General features: G+C 71.3%; 13 protein-coding genes and 1 pseudogene. 8 read left to right on the top strand and 6 right to left on the bottom strand.

Translation table 11 applies throughout. The features are described from left to right. A partial coding sequence (locus AC1DVZ_RS17945; RefSeq protein WP_477619556.1) for an nSTAND1 domain-containing NTPase occupies positions 1 to 3,699 on the bottom strand: 3,699 nt, incomplete at its 3' end. Positions 3,700 to 3,845: 146 nt separating this feature from the next. Next, positions 3,846 to 8,021: an nSTAND1 domain-containing NTPase gene (locus tag AC1DVZ_RS17940; RefSeq protein ID WP_477619555.1), complete on the bottom strand. Its 4,176-nt coding sequence runs from the start codon at positions 8,019 to 8,021 to the stop codon at positions 3,846 to 3,848. 152 nt (positions 8,022 to 8,173) lie between these two features. On the opposite strand from AC1DVZ_RS17940, the gene AC1DVZ_RS17935 reads away from it, so the two are divergent. The 8 genes from AC1DVZ_RS17935 (at position 8,174) to AC1DVZ_RS17900 (ending at position 14,758) form a co-directional block, all read left to right on the top strand. Continuing rightward, positions 8,174 to 8,488, top strand: coding sequence for a hypothetical protein (locus AC1DVZ_RS17935; protein WP_477619554.1), 315 nt, complete (start codon positions 8,174 to 8,176; stop codon positions 8,486 to 8,488). 43 nt (positions 8,489 to 8,531) lie between these two features. After that, positions 8,532 to 8,879 (top strand): hypothetical protein, encoded by a 348-nt coding sequence (locus AC1DVZ_RS17930; RefSeq protein ID WP_477619553.1) that lies wholly within the window; start codon positions 8,532 to 8,534, stop codon positions 8,877 to 8,879. Positions 8,880 to 9,026: 147 nt separating this feature from the next. Beyond that, positions 9,027 to 10,178: a PfkB family carbohydrate kinase gene (locus AC1DVZ_RS17925; RefSeq protein ID WP_477619552.1), complete on the top strand. Its 1,152-nt coding sequence runs from the start codon at positions 9,027 to 9,029 to the stop codon at positions 10,176 to 10,178. After that, a complete protein-coding gene (locus AC1DVZ_RS17920) occupies positions 10,175 to 11,098 on the top strand; it encodes a pseudouridine-5'-phosphate glycosidase (protein WP_477619551.1) in 924 nt (307 codons plus the stop codon). The genes AC1DVZ_RS17925 and AC1DVZ_RS17920 overlap by 4 nt, the downstream gene beginning before the upstream one ends. Positions 11,099 to 11,242: 144 nt before the next feature. Further along, a complete protein-coding gene (gene eno / locus AC1DVZ_RS17915) occupies positions 11,243 to 12,532 on the top strand; it encodes a phosphopyruvate hydratase (RefSeq protein WP_477619550.1) in 1,290 nt (429 codons plus the stop codon). A gap of 47 nt (positions 12,533 to 12,579) precedes the next feature. Continuing rightward, positions 12,580 to 13,272: an FtsB family cell division protein gene (locus AC1DVZ_RS17910; protein WP_477619549.1), complete on the top strand. Its 693-nt coding sequence runs from the start codon at positions 12,580 to 12,582 to the stop codon at positions 13,270 to 13,272. Beyond that, a complete protein-coding gene (locus AC1DVZ_RS17905; protein ID WP_477619548.1) occupies positions 13,269 to 13,808 on the top strand; it encodes a DUF501 domain-containing protein in 540 nt (179 codons plus the stop codon). Before AC1DVZ_RS17910 ends, AC1DVZ_RS17905 begins: the two co-directional genes overlap by 4 nt. Positions 13,809 to 13,813: 5 nt before the next feature. After that, positions 13,814 to 14,758 (top strand): Ppx/GppA phosphatase family protein, encoded by a 945-nt coding sequence (locus AC1DVZ_RS17900; RefSeq protein ID WP_477619557.1) that lies wholly within the window; start codon positions 13,814 to 13,816, stop codon positions 14,756 to 14,758. A gap of 109 nt (positions 14,759 to 14,867) precedes the next feature. On the opposite strand, the gene AC1DVZ_RS17895 is transcribed toward AC1DVZ_RS17900, so the two are convergent. The 4 genes and pseudogenes from AC1DVZ_RS17895 to AC1DVZ_RS17880 all read right to left on the bottom strand — a co-directional run. Continuing rightward, positions 14,868 to 15,500 carry a TetR/AcrR family transcriptional regulator gene (locus AC1DVZ_RS17895; RefSeq protein WP_477619547.1) on the bottom strand — a complete coding sequence of 211 codons (633 nt, stop codon included), beginning with the start codon at positions 15,498 to 15,500 and terminating at the stop codon, positions 14,868 to 14,870. A gap of 69 nt (positions 15,501 to 15,569) precedes the next feature. After that, entirely contained in the window at positions 15,570 to 16,058 is a 489-nt protein-coding gene (locus AC1DVZ_RS17890) for a hypothetical protein (protein WP_477619546.1), read from the bottom strand. Between the two features lie 12 nt (positions 16,059 to 16,070). Next, positions 16,071 to 16,370: a hypothetical protein gene (locus AC1DVZ_RS17885; protein ID WP_477619545.1), complete on the bottom strand. Its 300-nt coding sequence runs from the start codon at positions 16,368 to 16,370 to the stop codon at positions 16,071 to 16,073. Beyond that, a pseudogene (locus AC1DVZ_RS17880) lies at positions 16,367 to 16,796 on the bottom strand (radical SAM protein); the annotation flags it as partial. The pseudogene AC1DVZ_RS17880 and the gene AC1DVZ_RS17885, both read right to left, overlap by 4 nt.

The raw sequence follows: 16,796 nt of genomic DNA, 5'->3' as shown, positions 1-16,796 counted from the left end.
CACCCGCCCCTGCTGCAGATCCAGCAGCCGGATCTCGTTGTCGACCCGCGCCAGCGCCTGCGTGCCGTCACTGTTCGTGGCAAGGCCATAGGTGGGCAGGTCGGCCTTCACCTGGACGGGCTTGCCGAGGATCTGCAGGGTGGTGGCGTCGGCGGAGTACACCCAGCCCTTGTGCGTTCCCACCACCAGTCGTGTGCCGTCGCCGCTGATCCTGACCGAGTCTGCGACTCCGAAGCGGTCGGGCACCCGGTGCCTCCCCGCAGGCTTCCCGGTGACCCCGTCCCACAGGTCAACCCACTTGTCGTTCCAGTCGCTGGCCAAGACCCCGCTGTCCATCCGCCACGCGAGGTCGGAGAAGTACGCATTGCTCGGTCTCAACGCCGATGGCGGAGTCCAGGTCCCCGACTTCACGTCGAGGAACTGCACGCCGAACGACTCCTCGCCGTCGGAGACGAGGTACCCAACCTTCTGCCCGTCGGGAGACACCGCCGGGTACTCGAGCCGTGCCGAGGCGGGATGCGGTTGGACGTACACAGAGCGCACGAAGCGGCGATCGCCCACGACGTCGTATGCCAAGAGCAGGTCGCCCCGCGTGGTCCAGATGGTCCGTCCGTCCGGGCTGAACTCCGCAGGGCCCCCCACCCCATCCCACCGCACGTGCGTTCCTTCAGCATCGCCTACCGGTGACACCACGAGATTCTCGCCGGCCAGGTAGCTGAGCTGGTCCCCCTTGGGGGAGTAGACGACGCTGTCCACCTGGCCACCCTCGTCGATCACGGACCGCACCTTGAGCGAGCTCGGGTCAATCAGGGACAGCTGGTTGTCACGGGCCACGGCGAGGGTCGAGCCATCCGGGCTGAGGGCGAACGCACCGTTGGCTGACACGGCGCCGACCTCCCGACCGGCCAACACGTCGAACGAGTGGACGCTGCCGTCATAGGCGTTCGAGAACAGGCGCGTGCCGTCGTCGCTGACGGCCAGTCCGGCCTGGGTCAGCAGGTGGGCCGTGAAGGCCGCCACCGGGCGGTCGAGGGCCCGGGTGTCCCAGACCCTGAACCAGGTGTCCTCGTCCGACTCGACCGGGTGGATGAAGCCTGCTGCCARCCAACGGCCGTTGTGGCTGAAGCCGAAGCTGCCGTGGACCACACGCCCGATGGGCATGCCGCCCAGCTGGGTGTCGGACAGGGCTGCTGTGACGGGGTCGAGGATCCGCAGGGGCACCGGGTCGACTCGCCGTTCGCCAGTCGGCATGAACGGGTTGACCGAGGCCACGAGCTGGGTCCCGTCGGGGTTGAAGCGGACTGCGCGGGCGGGGAGGTCGTGGTTGCGGGCGACCTCGGCTCGGGTCACAGCGTCGAAGACGGTCACGCCGGTGAAGTTCCCACCGACTGCCACGGTCCGCCCGTCCGGCCGTACCGAGACGGCGTTCGGCGAGAACACCCCCGCCGTGCCGATGAGCTCGGGCGAACGGTCCAGCACCGCGCTGAGGTTGTTTCGCGTGTCGGACGAGTCGTCGAGCCGTGTCCCCGCCACGGCCAGAAGCAGTGCCAAGTCGATGTTGGGCGCGCGCAGTGCCTCGGCGCCGAGCCGTCGGGCGTCGGCCACCAGCGACTGCTGCTCGGCTCGCACACTCTCCTGGTCGGCCTTGTCTGCGGCGGTCTTCGCCAGTGCGCCGGCGACGATCGCGACCGCGAGGAGGACGGCGACTGCTGCGAGCCCGGCGCGCAGCCGCTGGTTGGAGCGGCGCTCCCGGCGGACCTGCTCCTGCGTGGCGCGTTGTTCGGTCTCGGCCAGCTCGGCCGAGGCGTCGAGGAAGGCCCGCTCCGGAGGCGTCAGCTCCGGGTCGTGCCCGCGTCGCCACTCCGCTGCGCGGGCCTGCCGGACCCCGCGGTAGAGCTCGCTGTCAGGCCGTGCCAGCTGGTCCCAGCTCTCGGCGGCCACGGTGAGGTGGCGCATGATCCGCAGTCCGTCGACGTCGTCGTCCAACCACGAACGCAGCCGCGGCCACGCGACGGCCAGGGACTCGTGGGCGATCTCGACGGTGTCTCCGTCGCTGCTCAGCAGTCGAGCGCCCACCAGCGCCTCGACCACCGCGGTGTGCTCGTCGTCCGAGGCCGCGATCCGTCGAGAAACCCTGGTGCGGACCGGTTCACCGGCATCATCCGATGACACCAGTCGCACCATGAGGTCGCGGAGCATGCCCTGCTGACTCACGGACAGCTCGCGGTAGAGCCGCTCGGCCGACTGGGCGACGGCTTCGCGCACACCTCCGGTCGCGGCATACCCCTGCACGGTGAGGGTGTCGCCCTCGCGGCGCCGCCAGGTCTGGCGAAGCACGTGCGACAGCAGGGGCAACGCCCCGGGCGAGCCCTCGACCTCGCGCACGAGCAGGTCCACCAGCCCCGGCTCCAACCGCAGCCCCGCCTGCGCGGCCGGGCCCTCGATCGCGCTCCGCAGCTCGGCAGCACCCATGCCACCCAACAGGTAGAGCCCCTTCTCCGCCAGGTGCGCGAACTCGGGATGCACAGCGAGCTCCCCGAGCCGGTCCGCGCGCAGCGAGAGGACGAGCCGCCCACGTGCGGCGAACTGGACCAGTCCCGCGAAGAACGCCTCCCGCTCCGGTGAGGCCTCCGGCAGGCTCAGGGCTTCCTCGCACTGGTCGACCACGAACACCGCGGCGGCCCGTGACGGTGCCTGGGCCAACACCTCCTCCGGGTGAGCTCCGGGCGTGACGATCGTGAGGGCGTGGCCGTCGCGCACCAGCGCCGCGGCGACCCCTGCCCGGATCAATGAGGACTTGCCACATCCGGACGGTCCCACCACGGCCAGGACGCCGACCTCGTCGAGCCGTTGCAGACATGCCACCACGTCCGCCTCGCGGCCGAAGTATGCCGGGGCGTCACCGACGTCGTAGGCGACCAGTCCCAGGTAGGGACAGACAGCCTCCGTCTCGGGTGCGGCGCCCTGGGTGACCAGGGCGGGGTCCTGGCGCAGGATCGCCTTCTCGAGCTCGGCGAGCTGTGGTCCCGGGTCGAGCCCGAACTCGTTGACGAGGGTGGCGCGGGCGCGCTGGAGGGTCGCCAGCGCCTCCGCCTGACGGCCGGCCTGGTACTGCGCGAGGGCGAGGAGGCCCCACCGCCGCTCACGGGTGGGTTGCTGGGTGACCATGCGGTGCAGCTCACCCAGGACGTCGCCGTGGCGCCCGGCCAGCAGCTGGGCTTCGGTGAGCAGGTCCTCGGCGTCGTGCCGCAGCTCGACCAGCCGCTCGGCTTCCGCCCGACCCGGCGCCCACTCGACCAGCTCGGCGAAGGGCTCGCCCCGCCAGAGCTCGAGGGCCTCACGCAACAGGTATGCCGCGCGGTCGGGTTCGCGGGCGCCCGTCAGCTGACGGCCCCGGTCCAGGAGGTGTTCGAAGCGGACGTGGTCGAGGTGGTCACGGTGGACCTGGAGCCGGTAGCCCTGGGTCGAGGTCTCGATGATGTCGGCACCCAGTGCCTTGCGCAGCCGTACGACGCAGCCCTGGACGATCTTGGTCCACGAGCTCGGAGGGCTCTCGCCCCACAACGCCTCGGCGAGGGTGTCGGCGCTGACCGGAAGGCCGTGGCGCACAGCGAGGGCCTGCAGCACGACGCGGTCTCGCAGCCCGAGAGCGGACTCCGCTCCGTCGAGTTCCAGTGGGCCGAGGACGCCGATACCCATACCCCTGACGGTCGACCCATGGTGGTGCGCCGTCAACCACCGCGTTACCGGCGTGATACCGCCTCCGCGGCCCAACCGAAACCGCTGAGTCGAGACGGAATCGGGCGAAGGCCGTGAATCGCCCACCTCTCGGCTTTACCGACGAGTCAACAGACCTTCACGCGTTCGCGGCCGGGCAGGTAGCTGCGCCGCTCCTGCTCGGTCAGGTCCCGCCCGGCGATCCGGCAGGCGGTCGTGACCGCAGTCTCGGGCCGCGGGTCCCACAGCGAGACGTCTCCGTGTGGCCAGGCGATGAGTACATCGGAGGTTCCTTGGGCGAAACCCGCGGTGCTTTCTGACTCAGCGCGGACGAAGCCGAGGTAACGAAGGGTGCGGGCATCCCAGAGCTCCACCGGACCGGACCCGGAGGTCGTGAACCGGGTGCGATCCGACGAGAACTGGATCGCCCACCCGCCGCCAATGTGCGGTCCCGACGTCGTGGACCGCGTCGACAGGGTCTTCGGATCCAGGAAGGCTGCTGTGCCGTGGCCGTCCTTGGACGGGTCGCTGCCGACCACGAAGACTGCCTTCCCGTCGGGCATCCAGGAGAACCCCTCGAGGTCCAGACCCGGATCGGCAGTCTGCACCACCCGTCCGGCGTCGAGGTCCAGCAGCTGGAGCTTGTGGTCGATCCACACCAACGCCCGAGTGCCGTCGCCATTGGCGGCGAGGGCGTACGTGGGCACATCTGCTTTCGCCTGGACGGGCTTGCCGATGATCTCCAGGGTGGACGCATCGACCGCGTAGACCCAGCCGTGGTGCGTCCCCACCACCAGGCGCGTGCTGTCTCCGCTGAACTTCGCGCTGTCCACGACTCCGTAGCGGTCGGGCACGCGGTGCTGGCCGGCAGCCCTCCCGGTGACGCCGTCCCACAGGTCCACCCATTGGTCGTTCTGGGCGCTGGCCACCATTCGGCCGTCCGGCCGCCAGTCGAGGTCGAGGATGTAGGCGTTGCTCTCTCGGAAGGCAGACGGCGGGGTCCGACGGCCAGACTCGACGTCGAGCAGCTGTACGGCGAAGGACTCATCGCCACTGTCGAAGAGGCTTGCCACGGTCCGCCCGTCCGCTGACAGCCTCACGATCACCCTGTCCGACTTTGGCGGCGGTTCGACCGGGACGGAACGCACGAACTGACGGTCGCCCACGAGGTCCCACATCAGCAGCCGGTCCTCGCCCCGGCTGTAGAGCGTCCGCCCGTCGGGGCTGAAGCCGACCGAGCTGCCGGCCCTCGGGCCGAGACGCACCCCGGACGCGTCGGGATCTGCGAGCTTCCGGACGACCAGGGTGCCTTCGCCGACCTCGTAGCCCAGCTGATCGCCCGTCGGCGAGAACCCGAGCTCGCCGATGCCGGCGTCCTCCTCGATCACCGACTTCACCGACAGTCGTGTGGCGTCGAGCAAGGCGATCTGGCTTCCCCGGGACACTGCCAGGGTCGAACCGTCCGGGCTGAGCGCGATCTCCCCGGTGCCAGGAGCGGACCGGATCTCGCGACCCGCGGTCACGTCCAGGGTGTGGACCCGGTCGCCCGCCGAGGCGTGGACCATCGCGCCGTCATCGCTCACGGCGAGGCGCCCGACGAGGAGTGGCACCGTGAACGCCGCCGCCGGACGGGCGAGGTTGCCGGTGTCCCACACCCTGATCCAGGTGTCCTCGTCCAGCTCGGTCGGGTGGATGAAGCCGGCTGCCAGCCAGCGGCCGTTGTTGCTGAAGGCGAGCTGCCCGTGGACGACGCGCCCCTGCGGTAGGCCGCCCAACTGGGTGGGGGCCAGGGCCGCGGTCTGGGGGTCGAGGAGCCGAAGGGGGATGGGGTCGATCCTCCGTTCACCGCTCGCCATGAAGACATTCACTGCGACGGCGAGCTGGGTGCCGTTCGGGTTGAAGCGCACCCCGTTGACGGGGATGTCGTGGTTGCGCGCCACTTCCTTGCGGGTCTCGGTGCTCACCAGGGTGACCCCGATGTCCCACCCCGTGACGGCCACGGCCCGCCCGTCGGGTCGCACCGCCAGGCCAATCGGGTGGAGAACCTTGCTGACGCCGATCAGCTCCGGCGCGCGGTCGAGGACGGCGGCGAGGTTGTTCCGGGTGTCGGGGGAGTCGTCGAGCCGTGTCCCGGCCACCGCCAGGAGAAGCGCGAGGTCCGGCGCGGCACTCCGCAACGCCTCTGAGCCCAGGCGGCGCGCGTCTGCCACCAGCGACTGCTGCTCGGCTCGAACACTCTCTTGGTCGGCCTTGTCTGCGGCGGTCTTCGCGAGCGCGCCCGCGACGATCGCCACCGCGAGCAGCGCCGCGACCGCTGCGAGGCCGGCACGGAGCCGCTGGTTGGAGCGGCGTTCCCGGCGGACCTGCTCCTCGGTGGCGCGCTCCTCGGTCTCGGCCAGCTCGGCGGAGGCGTCGAGGAAGGCCCGCTCCGGCGGTGTCAGCTGCGGGTCGTGGCCGCGTCGCCACTCCGCTGCCCTGGCCTGCCGGACCCCGCGGTAGAGCTCGCTGTCGGGTCGGCCGAGCTCGTCCCAGCTCTCGGCGGCCACAGTGAGGTGACGCATGATCCGCAACCCGTCGACGTCGTCGTCCAGCCACGAGCGCAGCCGCGGCCACGCGACGGCGAGGGACTCGTGCGCGATTTCGACGGTGTCGCCGTCACTGCTCAGCAGCCGTGCCCCTACCAGGGCCTCGACGACGGCCGTGTGCTCGTCATCCGAGGCCGCGATCCGTCGAGAAACCCTGGTGCGGACCGGTTCGCCGGCGTCGTCCGACGAAACCAGCCGCACCATGAGGTCACGGAGCATGCCCTGCTGCGTCGGCGTCAGGTCGCGGTAGAGCCGCTCGGCCGACTGGGCGACGGCTTCGCGCACTCCTCCTGTCGCGGCATACCCCTGCACGGTCAGCGTGTCCCCCTCGCGGCGGCGCCAGGTCTGGCGCAGCACGTGCGACAGCAGGGGCAGCGCCCCTGGCGACCCCTCGGCCTCGCGGACCAGTAGGTCCACCAGCCCTGGCTCGAGCCGCAGACCTGCCTGCGCGGCCGGGCCCTCGATGGCGCTGCGTAGCTCGGTCTTGCCCATGCCGCCGAGGAGGTACAGCCCCCTCTCCACGAGGTGGGCGAAGTCGGGGTGGGCAGCGAGCTCGCCGAGGCGGTCGGCGCGCAGGGAGATGACGAGTCGACCACGTGCCGCAAAGTCGACCAGCCCGGCAAAGAAGGCTTCCCGCTCGGCGGACGTCTCCTCGAGAGCCAAGGCCTCCTCGCACTGGTCGACCACGAACACGGCGCCTGCCCCCGACGGCGCCTGGGCCAGCACCTCCTCGGGGTGGGCTCCAGGCGTCACGATCGTGTGGGCGTGGCCGTCGCGCACCAGCGCCGCCGCGACTCCTGCTCGGATCAGTGAGGACTTGCCACATCCGGACGGGCCCACCACCGCGAGGATGCCAGCGTCGTCGAGGCGCTGCAGGCAGGCGACGACGTCCGCCTCGCGGCCGAAGTATGCCGGTGCGTCACCGACGTCGTACGCGACCAGTCCGAGGTAGGGACAGACGGCGTCCTCCACGGGGGCGGCGCCCTGGGCCACCAGTGCCGGGTCCTGGCGCAGGATCGCCTCCTCGAGCTCGGCGAGGTGGGGGCCGGGGTCGAGCCCGTACTCGGTGACGAGGGTGGCCCGGGCGCGCTGGAGCGTCCCGAGGGCCTCCGCCTGACGGCCGGCCTGGTACTGCGCGAGGGCGAGCAGGCCCCAGCGACGCTCGCGCGTCGGCTGCTGGGCGACCATGCGGTGCAGCTCACCCATGACGTCGCCGTGTCGCCCGGACCGGATGGTGGACTCGGCATAGAGGTCCTCGGCGTCACGTCGGCGCTCGCCTAGCCGCTCCGACTCGATCCGACCTGACTCCCACTCGGTGAGGCGTTCCAGCGGGTCTCCACGCCACAGGCCGAGCGCCTGCCCGCTGGCGTACCGCGCGCGCTCGGGTTCGCCGGTCGCGAGCAGCTCGCCGGCCCGGCGCAGCAGGTCCTCGAAGCACAGGTGGTCGAAGTCGTCCCGGTGCAGGACCAGCCGGTAGCCCGCGCCGGACGTCGCGATGGCCGGGGACCCGAGCGCCTTGCGCAGACGGGAGACGCACCCCTGGACCACCTTGGGCCACGAGGGCGGGAGGTGTTCGCCCCAGAGCGCCTCCGCCAGCGACTCGGCCCGCACGGTCTCACCGGGGCGGGCGGCCAGGGCCTCGAGGACCACCTGGTCCCGAGGAGCCAGGAGGGTCCTTCCCTCGTCGACCTCGAGGGGGCCGAGCACCGCGATGCGCACACCTCGAATGTGACCCTCCGCTGGTACCCCGTCAACGGTGCTGATACCCGGCTGATACCTGGTCGGCGCTGCCCCGGTACCGGTGGGTGCGACAACGGTCGTGGACAGCCCGTCCGGCACGAAGCACCAGCTCAAGCAAAGGATTCAGGACCATGTCGCACACCACCAGCATCCGCCGGTCGGCCTCCATCCTCGGAGCCACCGGACTCATCGCCCTGTCGTTGGCCGGTCCGGCCAGCGCCCGCGAGGTCCCCGGCAACGGCGATCCCACAGAGCAGTACTGCTCCAGCTCCTGCTACGAGGGGGGAACCACCCTCGTGGACACGAGCTCGGGTGCGGCCCCACGCGTCGACGGCGGAACCGTCGAGTACGTGCAGCTGGGCGCGGGCCTGCTGGCCGGACTCGCCCTGGCCGGAGCCGGTGCCGCCGCCTTCTCGCGCCGCACCCACACGCACGCAACCGCCTAGTCCACCACCCACGAATCACACCAACGAATCAGGAGATGTAGTCATGTCACGCACCATCCAACGCCGGGGCGCACAGGCTCTCGGCGCCGCCGCGATCTTCGTCCTGGCCTTCAGCGGTCCTGCCACTGCCAGGCCCGACGAGGCCGGCGGCACCCAGCAAGCATCGAGCAGCACCGGCCAGACGTGGCAGGAGAAGTACGAATGCCACTACCTCGGCAAGTGCCCCAATGCGCCGTCGACGACACCCCGGCCACCCGAGAGCAGCGGCAACGGCTACGACGTCGAGTACCTCCAGCTCGGAGCTGGCGTCCTCGCCGGGATCGGACTCGCAGGGGCAGGCATGGCTGCCACCTCGCGGCGGCGCCACGGTCATGCCGCACTTCCCGCCTGACAGGGGGGCACGGAGTCCTGGCGGGGGACGCGGGTCCGGTGCACTGTTGGTGCGCCGGACCCGCGCCGCGCAAGTGGCCGATGAACAAGCATCGCCCGGGGTGCAGGCAGTTGCTTGGAGAACCAAGTATGCTTTAACATTCCAAGTATGACTCTCACCGAGCGCGAGCGGGACATCGTGGACCTGCTCCGGGCCGAGCCCCTGCTGGATGCGGCTGCCATCGCCGACCGCACGGGTTCGACCAAGGCGGCCGTCTCCGTGCACCTGTCCAACCTCACCCGCAAGGGCGCCATCCTCGGCCGGGGCTACGTGGTTCGCCCGGAGGCACACTCCGTGGTGGTGGTGGGGGGCGCCAACATGGACATCAAGGCACACTCCAGCCACGCCATCCAGCTGCGCACCTCCAACCCCGGAGCGGCCATCAGCACCCCCGGGGGCGTGGGGCGCAACATCGCGGAGAACCTTGCCCGGCTCGGCAGCCCGACGCACCTCGTGGCCCCGGTCGGCCGCGACGCCTTCGGCGACGAGATCGTCGCGGCCACCCGTGCCGCCGGCGTGGTCGTCGACCACATGATCGCCTCGGACGACCCCACCGGCAGCTACCTCGCCGTGCTCGACGCCTCCGGCGAGCTCGTGGTCGCGGTGTCGAACATGCGGGCCACCGACCGGTTGACCGTCCGTCAGCTGATGCGCTCGCGCGACCTGCTCAGCCACGCCGACCTGCTGGTGCTGGACGGCAACGTCCCGGAGGCGCCGGCCGCCTGGCTGCTCGACTTCGCCGCGGCGGTGAAGGTCCCAGTGGTGATGGACCCCGTCAGCGTCGCCAAGGCTCGGCCGCTGGCGCACCTGCTCTCACCGCAGCGCCCGCTCTTGGCGCTGACACCCAACCTCGACGAGCTGTCCGCCATCGTGGGCGAGGCCGTGCCGCAGACCCGCGCCGACATCACGCGCGCGGCCCGACGACTGCACGACGTCGGTGTCAGCAACGTCTGGGTGCGCCGCGGTGTCCGTGGCAGCCTGCTCAGCAGCCTCGGTGACAGCGGGCGCGCGACCGTGGTGACCCTCCCCGCACCGCCGGTCAAGCCGGTCGACGTCACCGGCGCAGGCGACTCGATGACTGCCGCCTTCGTGCACGCCCTGATGCGCGGTGACGCGCCAGCCGACGCGGCCCGATTCGGGCAGATGGCGGCCGCGCTCACGGTCGCCAGCCCTGAGACCGTCCGACCCGACCTCACCGCCCGCCTCATCGACGCAGAGCTCAGGAAGGCGCTGCGCCGCAAGTCCAAGGAGAACCGATGAACGCCCCCCACCCCTCGCTCCAGCTCACCACCGAGGTGGCCGAGGCGCTCGCGAACGGCCGACCGGTCGTCGCGCTCGAGAGCACGATCATCAGCCACGGCATGCCCTACCCCCGCAACGTGGAGATGGCCCTCGAGGTCGAGCAGATCATCCGCGACGGCGGGGCCGTGCCGGCCACGATCGCCGTCCTCGACGGCATACCGCGCATCGGCCTGACGCGTGACGAGCTCGAGACCCTTGCCACCCACCCCGACGTCGCCAAGGTCAGCCTGCGCGACCTTCCCTATGTCATGGCGCGCAAGGCGCACGGCGCCACCACGGTCGCCAGCACGATGCGGCTGGCCGCCCTGGCTGGGATCCGGGTCTTCGTGACCGGCGGTCTCGGCGGGGTGCACCGCGGAGCCGCGACGAGCTTCGACATCTCGGCTGACCTCACCGAGCTCGGCCAGACCGACGTCGCGGTGGTCAGCGCGGGCGTGAAGTCGATCCTCGACATCGGCCTGACCCTCGAGTCGCTCGAGACGCTCGGTGTGCCGGTGGTCGTCGTCGGCTCCGACGAGTTCCCCTCCTTCTACTCGCGCGAGAGCGGCCACGCCGCTCCGATGCGGGTCGACTCGGCGCAGGACCTCGCGGCGATGATGCGGGCCAAGTGGTCGCTCGGTCTCGCCGGGGGGATCGCCGTCACCAACCCGGTCCCCGCCGAGGACGAGATCCCGGCTGCCGAGATCGGCGGCCTCATCGACCAGGCCCTGGCCGAGTGCTCCGAGCGCGGCATCCACGGCAAGGACATCACGCCCTTCCTCCTCGGCCGCATCGTCGAGCTGTCGGGTGGTGCCAGCCTCGAGACCAACATCGCGCTGGTCAGGCACAACGCCAGGCTGGGAGCCGCGCTCGCGGCGGCATACCAAGCGCTCGTCTGACCGTCCGGGGCCGCGCCCGAGACGGGGGTATGCCGGGTGGTGACCACCCGGCACTCCGTCCAGCCTGCGGGTCGGTCGTCGATGGGTGACCCGCAGGCGGGTAGCCTCATCGGGTACTCATCCGGCACCACGATGGAGAAGTCTGTGGCCACGATTGACGCAGTAGGCGCCCGCGAGATCCTCGACTCCCGTGGCAACCCCACGGTCGAGGTCGAGGTGGCCCTCGACGACGGCACCATCGCCCGGGCGGCGGTTCCCTCGGGCGCCTCCACCGGCGCCTTCGAGGCGGTCGAGCGCCGTGACGGCGACAAGAACCGCTACCTCGGCAAGGGGGTCCAGAAGGCGGTGGATGCCGTCCTCGACGACATCAACCCCAAGCTCGTGGGCTACGAAGCCAGCGAGCAGCGGATCATCGACGGCGTCATGCTCGGCCTCGACGGCACCGACAACAAGGCCAAGCTCGGGGCCAACGCCATCCTCGGGGTCTCGCTGGCCGTGGCGAAGGCCGCCGCCGAGTCGGCCGGCCTCCCGCTGTTCCGCTACCTCGGTGGCCCCAACGCGCACGTGCTGCCCGTCCCGATGATGAACATCCTCAACGGTGGCAGCCACGCCGACTCCAACGTCGACGTCCAGGAGTTCATGATCGCGCCGATCGGCGCCGAGTCGTTCCGTGAGGCACTGCGCTGGGGTGCGGAGGTCTACCACGCGCTCAAGGGCGTGCTCAAGGAGCGCGGCCTGGCGACCGGCCTCGGCGACGAGGGTGGCTTCGCTCCCAACCTCGACTCCAACCGGGCCGCCCTCGACCTCATCCTCGAGGCCATCGAGAAGGCCGGCTACGAGGCCGGCACCCAGATCGCCCTGGCCCTCGACGTCGCGGCGAGCGAGTTCCACAACGAGGATGGCACCTACCAGTTCGAGGGTGCCGCCAAGACCTCGGCCGAGATGGTCGACTACTACGCCGGCCTGGTCGACTCCTACCCGCTGGTGTCCATCGAGGACCCGCTCGACGAGGACGACTGGGACGGCTGGAAGGCCATGACCGACCGCCTCGGCGACCGTGTCCAGCTCGTCGGCGACGACCTGTTCGTGACCAACCCGGTGCGCCTGCAGCGTGGCATCGAGTCCGGCACGGCGAACGCCCTGCTGGTCAAGGTCAACCAGATCGGCTCGCTCACCGAGACCCTGGACGCCGTCGACCTGGCCCACCGCAACGGCTACCGCTGCATGATGAGCCACCGCTCCGGCGAGACCGAGGACGTCACCATCGCCGACCTGGCGGTCGCGACCAACTGCGGCCAGATCAAGACCGGTGCGCCGGCACGGTCCGAGCGCGTCGCCAAGTACAACCAGCTCCTGCGCATCGAGGAGGAGCTCGACGACGCCGCTGTGTATGCCGGCGCCGGCGCCTTCCCGAGGTTCGCGCCGCAGGCCTGACGGCGGGCGCGCAGGGACACCAGGCAGGGACACCAAGGGAACTCACGATGGCTGACTCGGGACACGGCACGGGCGGGCAGGACAAGCCCGTCCGTCGGGCTGCCCCGGCACGCACCGGGGCAGCCCGTCCCGGCCGTCAGGGTGCGCCACGGTCCGCCTCGGCGCGACCGGGAGCCGGACCTGGTCGCTCACGGGCCACCGCCTCGGGGGCGGCGCGCAAGGTCGCGGGTGCCCCGGTGTCCCCCGAGCGACGCAGCTCGCGGGGCGTCCTGCGAGTGGTCGTGCTCGCGTCCATCTTCGTGCTCCTCGCCGTCACCCTCGTCCCGACGCTGCGTTCCTACCTGCGGCAGCAGGGCGAGATCGACGCCCTGCGCGGACAGGTGACCGAGCAGCGCGAGGGGGTCAGCGACCTGCAGAAGGAACAGGCCCGCTGGAACGACGACGCCTACGTCATGCAGCAGGCGCGCGAGCGGCTGAAGTTCGTCAAGGTCGGCGAGAAGTCCTACACCGTGATCGACGGCAAGCCCTCGACCAAGGCGCTGCCGGGGGTCGCGAAGGCCCCGGCCGCCTCCAGTGACCACCCGTGGTACGGCCAGCTGTGGGAGTCCGTCCAGGTCGCCGATGCCGGCCCGACCGCAGCAGGCGCGAGCGGCACCACGAGCGGCAGCACGGGCACGACTGGCGGCACCGGCTCGACCGGCTCGACCAGCTCGACCAGCTCGACCAGCTCGGCCAAGTGAGCGACCAGGCGACGCAGGCCGACCTGGACGCCGTGCAGGCCCAGCTCGGCAGGGTGCCCCGAGGCGTCGCCGCCGTCGCGCACCGCTGTCCCTGCGGCGCACCCGACGTCCTCAAGACCGAGCCGCGCCTGCCCGACGGCACGCCGTTCCCGACGACCTTCTACGCCACCTGCCCCAAGCTGACCGGAGCCATCTCCACCCTCGAGTCCATCGGGGTGATGAAGGAGATGAGTGACCGACTCGCGGGCGACGACGACCTGGCGGCTGCCTACGCCGCTGCCCACGACGACTACCTCGCGCGGCGCTCCGAGCTCGGACAGGTCGCGGAGATCGAGGGCATCTCGGCCGGGGGAATGCCGACCAGGGTCAAGTGCCTGCACGTCCTCATCGCGCACTCCCTCGCGGTGGGGCCCGGCGTGAACCCGCTCGGCGACGAAGCCCTCACGATGCTCGACGACTGGTGGGCGACTGGTTCGTGCGTGCCCGACGAGGAGCTCGCGGCAGTCCGCGCGGCGCTCCCCGTGGACGGGACGTGACCGTGGTGACGCGCGTCGGGGCGATCGACTGCGGCACGAACTCGATCAGGTTGCTGGTCGCCGACGTCGACCCCGAGACCGGTGCCCTCGTCGATGTCCTGCGCCGGATGGAGGTGGTGCGCCTCGGTTACGGCGTGGACCGCACCGGCCGCATCGACCCCGTCGCCATGGAGCGCACCCTCGCGATGGCCGCCGAGTATGCCGCGCAGTGCCAGGAGCTCGGCGCGGCCCGGGTCCGCTTCGTGGCCACGTCGGCGTCCCGGGACGCCTCCAACGCCGACGAGTTCGTGGCTGGCGTTCGAAAAGCGTTCTCCCACTACGGAATCGCGCCAGCGGTCATCTCAGGCGACGAGGAAGCCGCCCTGTCGTTCAGGGGAGCCACGGGCGAGCTGCGGGCACACGGCATACCAGGTCCCTATCTGGTGGTGGACCTCGGTGGTGGCTCGACCGAGTTCGTCCGCGGCGGGGACGTCGTCGAGGCCGCCCTCTCCGTCGACATCGGGTGCGTCCGGATGACCGAGCGGCACCTGCGGTCGGACCCGCCCGTGCACGCCGAGATCGCCGCGGCCGTCCGTGACATCAACGCGGCCATCGACCTCGCGGCCGAGCGTGTCGAGTTCAGCGGGGTGAGCGCGCTGGTCGGGCTGGCCGGAACCGTCACCACCATCACGGCCCATGCGCTGGGGCTCGAGGCCTACGACCCGGAGCGGATCCACCTGAGCGAGCTGTCGTCCGGCGAGGTGCTGGCGGCCTGCGAGTCGCTGCTCCACATGACGCGCGCGGAGCGGGCTGCCCTGGGGTTCATGCACCCCGGGCGGGTCGACGTCATCGGCGCCGGGGCGCTGATCTGGCACGAGGTGGTGCGCCGGCTGGCGGGCCTCGGCGTGGAGCGGGTCATCACCTCCGAGCACGACATCCTCGACGGGATCGCCCTCTCCGTCGCCGAGTGACCGGCACGCCCGCACTTCTGGCCAGGTGTGCCGGATGCGGCCGGTCGACGGGCAGCCTCGCGCGCCATGAGTGGCCAGAAGTCGGGGGGATCCCCAGGGGTGGGTGGAGTCAGCTGCTCGGCAGCAGGGCGGACAGGCCACCCCACACGGTCGACACGACGATCTCCGTGGCGTCCTGCGCGGACACCTCGGGGCGGCGGATGCGCCACACGGCCACTCGCTCGCAGGCGCCGATGATCACCTCGACGTAGCCCTCGAGCAGCTGGTCGGGTACGCCCGCCAGGGCGGGCGCTGCGCGGAAGGTGGCCATGGTCGCGGCCGACTGCTGTTCGCGGATGCTCTCGATCAGCGGACTGGCCTGCGTGGCGACGGCGCCCTCCTGCTGGATGAGCACGAAGGCGGTGGCGTGCTCGTCGATGAAGGCGAAGAAGGCGGCGACCCCCGCACGGAACACCTCCTCGAGCGGCGCGTCGGGTCCGACCGCCAGCCAGGCCGCCTCGGTGGCCACCCGGAGCTGGGTCCTCGCGTGGGTGATGCACGCCGAGAGCAGGCCCTCCTTGGAACCGAAGTACTCGTAGATCAGCGGCTTGGTGACACCGACGCGCTCGGCGATGTCCTCCATGGTGGTGGCCTGGAAACCGCGCTCCGCGAAGACCTCCTCGGCGACCCGGAGGATCTGCTCCTCACGCTGGGCGCGGGGCATCCGCACGCGCGGGGCCCGGGGGGCGGCCGAGGTCTTCACGGGAGGACTGTATCCCGGGCGTGACCGAACTTACTGCGGGTAAGTCCCTCGGGCGGCGGTGGTGGGCCGTCAGTATCCCGACGCCAAACCGGCGAGCAGGAGGATGCAGGCGCTGGCGGCGACCACGAACAGGACGGCGACTCCGGCGATGATGCCCAGCACGATGAACCGGGTCTTCTCCACGACGAGGCCGGCGATGAACGCCACGAACAGCCCGAGGTCGAGGCCGAGCGTGGAGAACTGGCCCACCTCGGGGGGCAGCGACAGGGCGTCGCCGACGGCGCGCGGGACCGCCTGGAGCGCACCGGCGACGAACAGCGCTGGCAGGCACAGCAGCACGCCCATCCAGAACTTGAAGACGTTGGACCGGCCGCGGCGCGGTGGCTTCCAGGGCTCACCCGCAGGGCGGACGGGGGGTTGCCCCGGGGGCAAGACCGGGGGCTGGCCGCCGGGATGGTGGGCAGGCGGCTGGCCGTACGGGTTGGCCGGAGGCTGCTGTCCGTAGGGGGTGGCCGGAGGCTGCTGCCCGTACGGGTTGTCTGGTGGTTGCTGCGACATGACCGGTCCCTCTCACACGATCCACGAATAGATGCCGACGCAGGCCGCGACGGCGAGCAGGGTGAGGTAGGCGAGGACGAGGCGGGTGTCGCCGAGCTTGCACTTCGAGCGCAGCAGGCCGGCGCGCCGGGCCCGCGCGTAGCCCACGATGGCCAGCGCTGCGAACCCGAGCAGCGCGACCGGCCCGAGCACCCAGCCGAGCAGGGCGATGGTGGCGAAGACGCACAGCCGCAAGGGGTCGTAGGGCGGCGAGTCCGCCTGCTGCCCGGTGTGTGGCGGCGCCACCTGGCGCGGGTCCGGTCCACTCGTCACGATGACGCCCCTCGCGTCACCGAAGGCGCTGCGGCCATCGGCAGCCCGACCGCCGTGGAGATCCGTTGCTGCGACAGGGGACGCCAGGCCTGTACCGCGCAGAACGGCGCGCACTGGTGCCCGCCCTCGTCACTCACCGTCGCGACGTGGACGCAGCACTGGGTGAGGCGCTCCTCAATCATCGTGTTCATGTCCATGAACGGCTTCACCGTGATCCGGAGCACCCGCTCGCCGAGCAGCGCCCGGAGCTTCTCGCGCTGGCCGGGGAGCCGACCGGCGGCCAGCGTCGCGAGGGTGCCGATGCCCAGGTCGCAACCGCTGCAGACGTCGCGCCAGATGTCGGCCATCGACGGGTGGGACAGCGATGACTGCTCCGACAGCAGGTCGAGCAGGGACTGCTTCACCGCCGCGCGCAGGGACACCGGC

It is taken from the genome of Pedococcus sp. P2_E5, assembly GCF_056403895.1.
The sequence above is the reverse complement of the archived record's forward strand: the minus strand, read 5'-3'. Positions and strand labels throughout refer to the sequence as shown.

What these genes read in the sequence shown, in the direction of transcription:
- AC1DVZ_RS17935 (WP_477619554.1), top strand. Translation starts at nt 8,174, where the DNA reads ATGTCGCACACCACCAGCATCCGCCGGTCGGCCTCCATCCTCGGAGCC.
- AC1DVZ_RS17930 (WP_477619553.1), top strand. Translation starts at nt 8,532, where the DNA reads ATGTCACGCACCATCCAACGCCGGGGCGCACAGGCTCTCGGCGCCGCC.
- AC1DVZ_RS17920 (WP_477619551.1), top strand. Translation starts at nt 10,175, where the DNA reads ATGAACGCCCCCCACCCCTCGCTCCAGCTCACCACCGAGGTGGCCGAG.
- AC1DVZ_RS17910 (WP_477619549.1), top strand. Translation starts at nt 12,580, where the DNA reads ATGGCTGACTCGGGACACGGCACGGGCGGGCAGGACAAGCCCGTCCGT.
- AC1DVZ_RS17890 (WP_477619546.1), bottom strand. Translation starts at nt 16,058, where the DNA reads ATGTCGCAGCAACCACCAGACAACCCGTACGGGCAGCAGCCTCCGGCC.
- AC1DVZ_RS17925 (WP_477619552.1), top strand. Translation starts at nt 9,027, where the DNA reads ATGACTCTCACCGAGCGCGAGCGGGACATCGTGGACCTGCTCCGGGCC.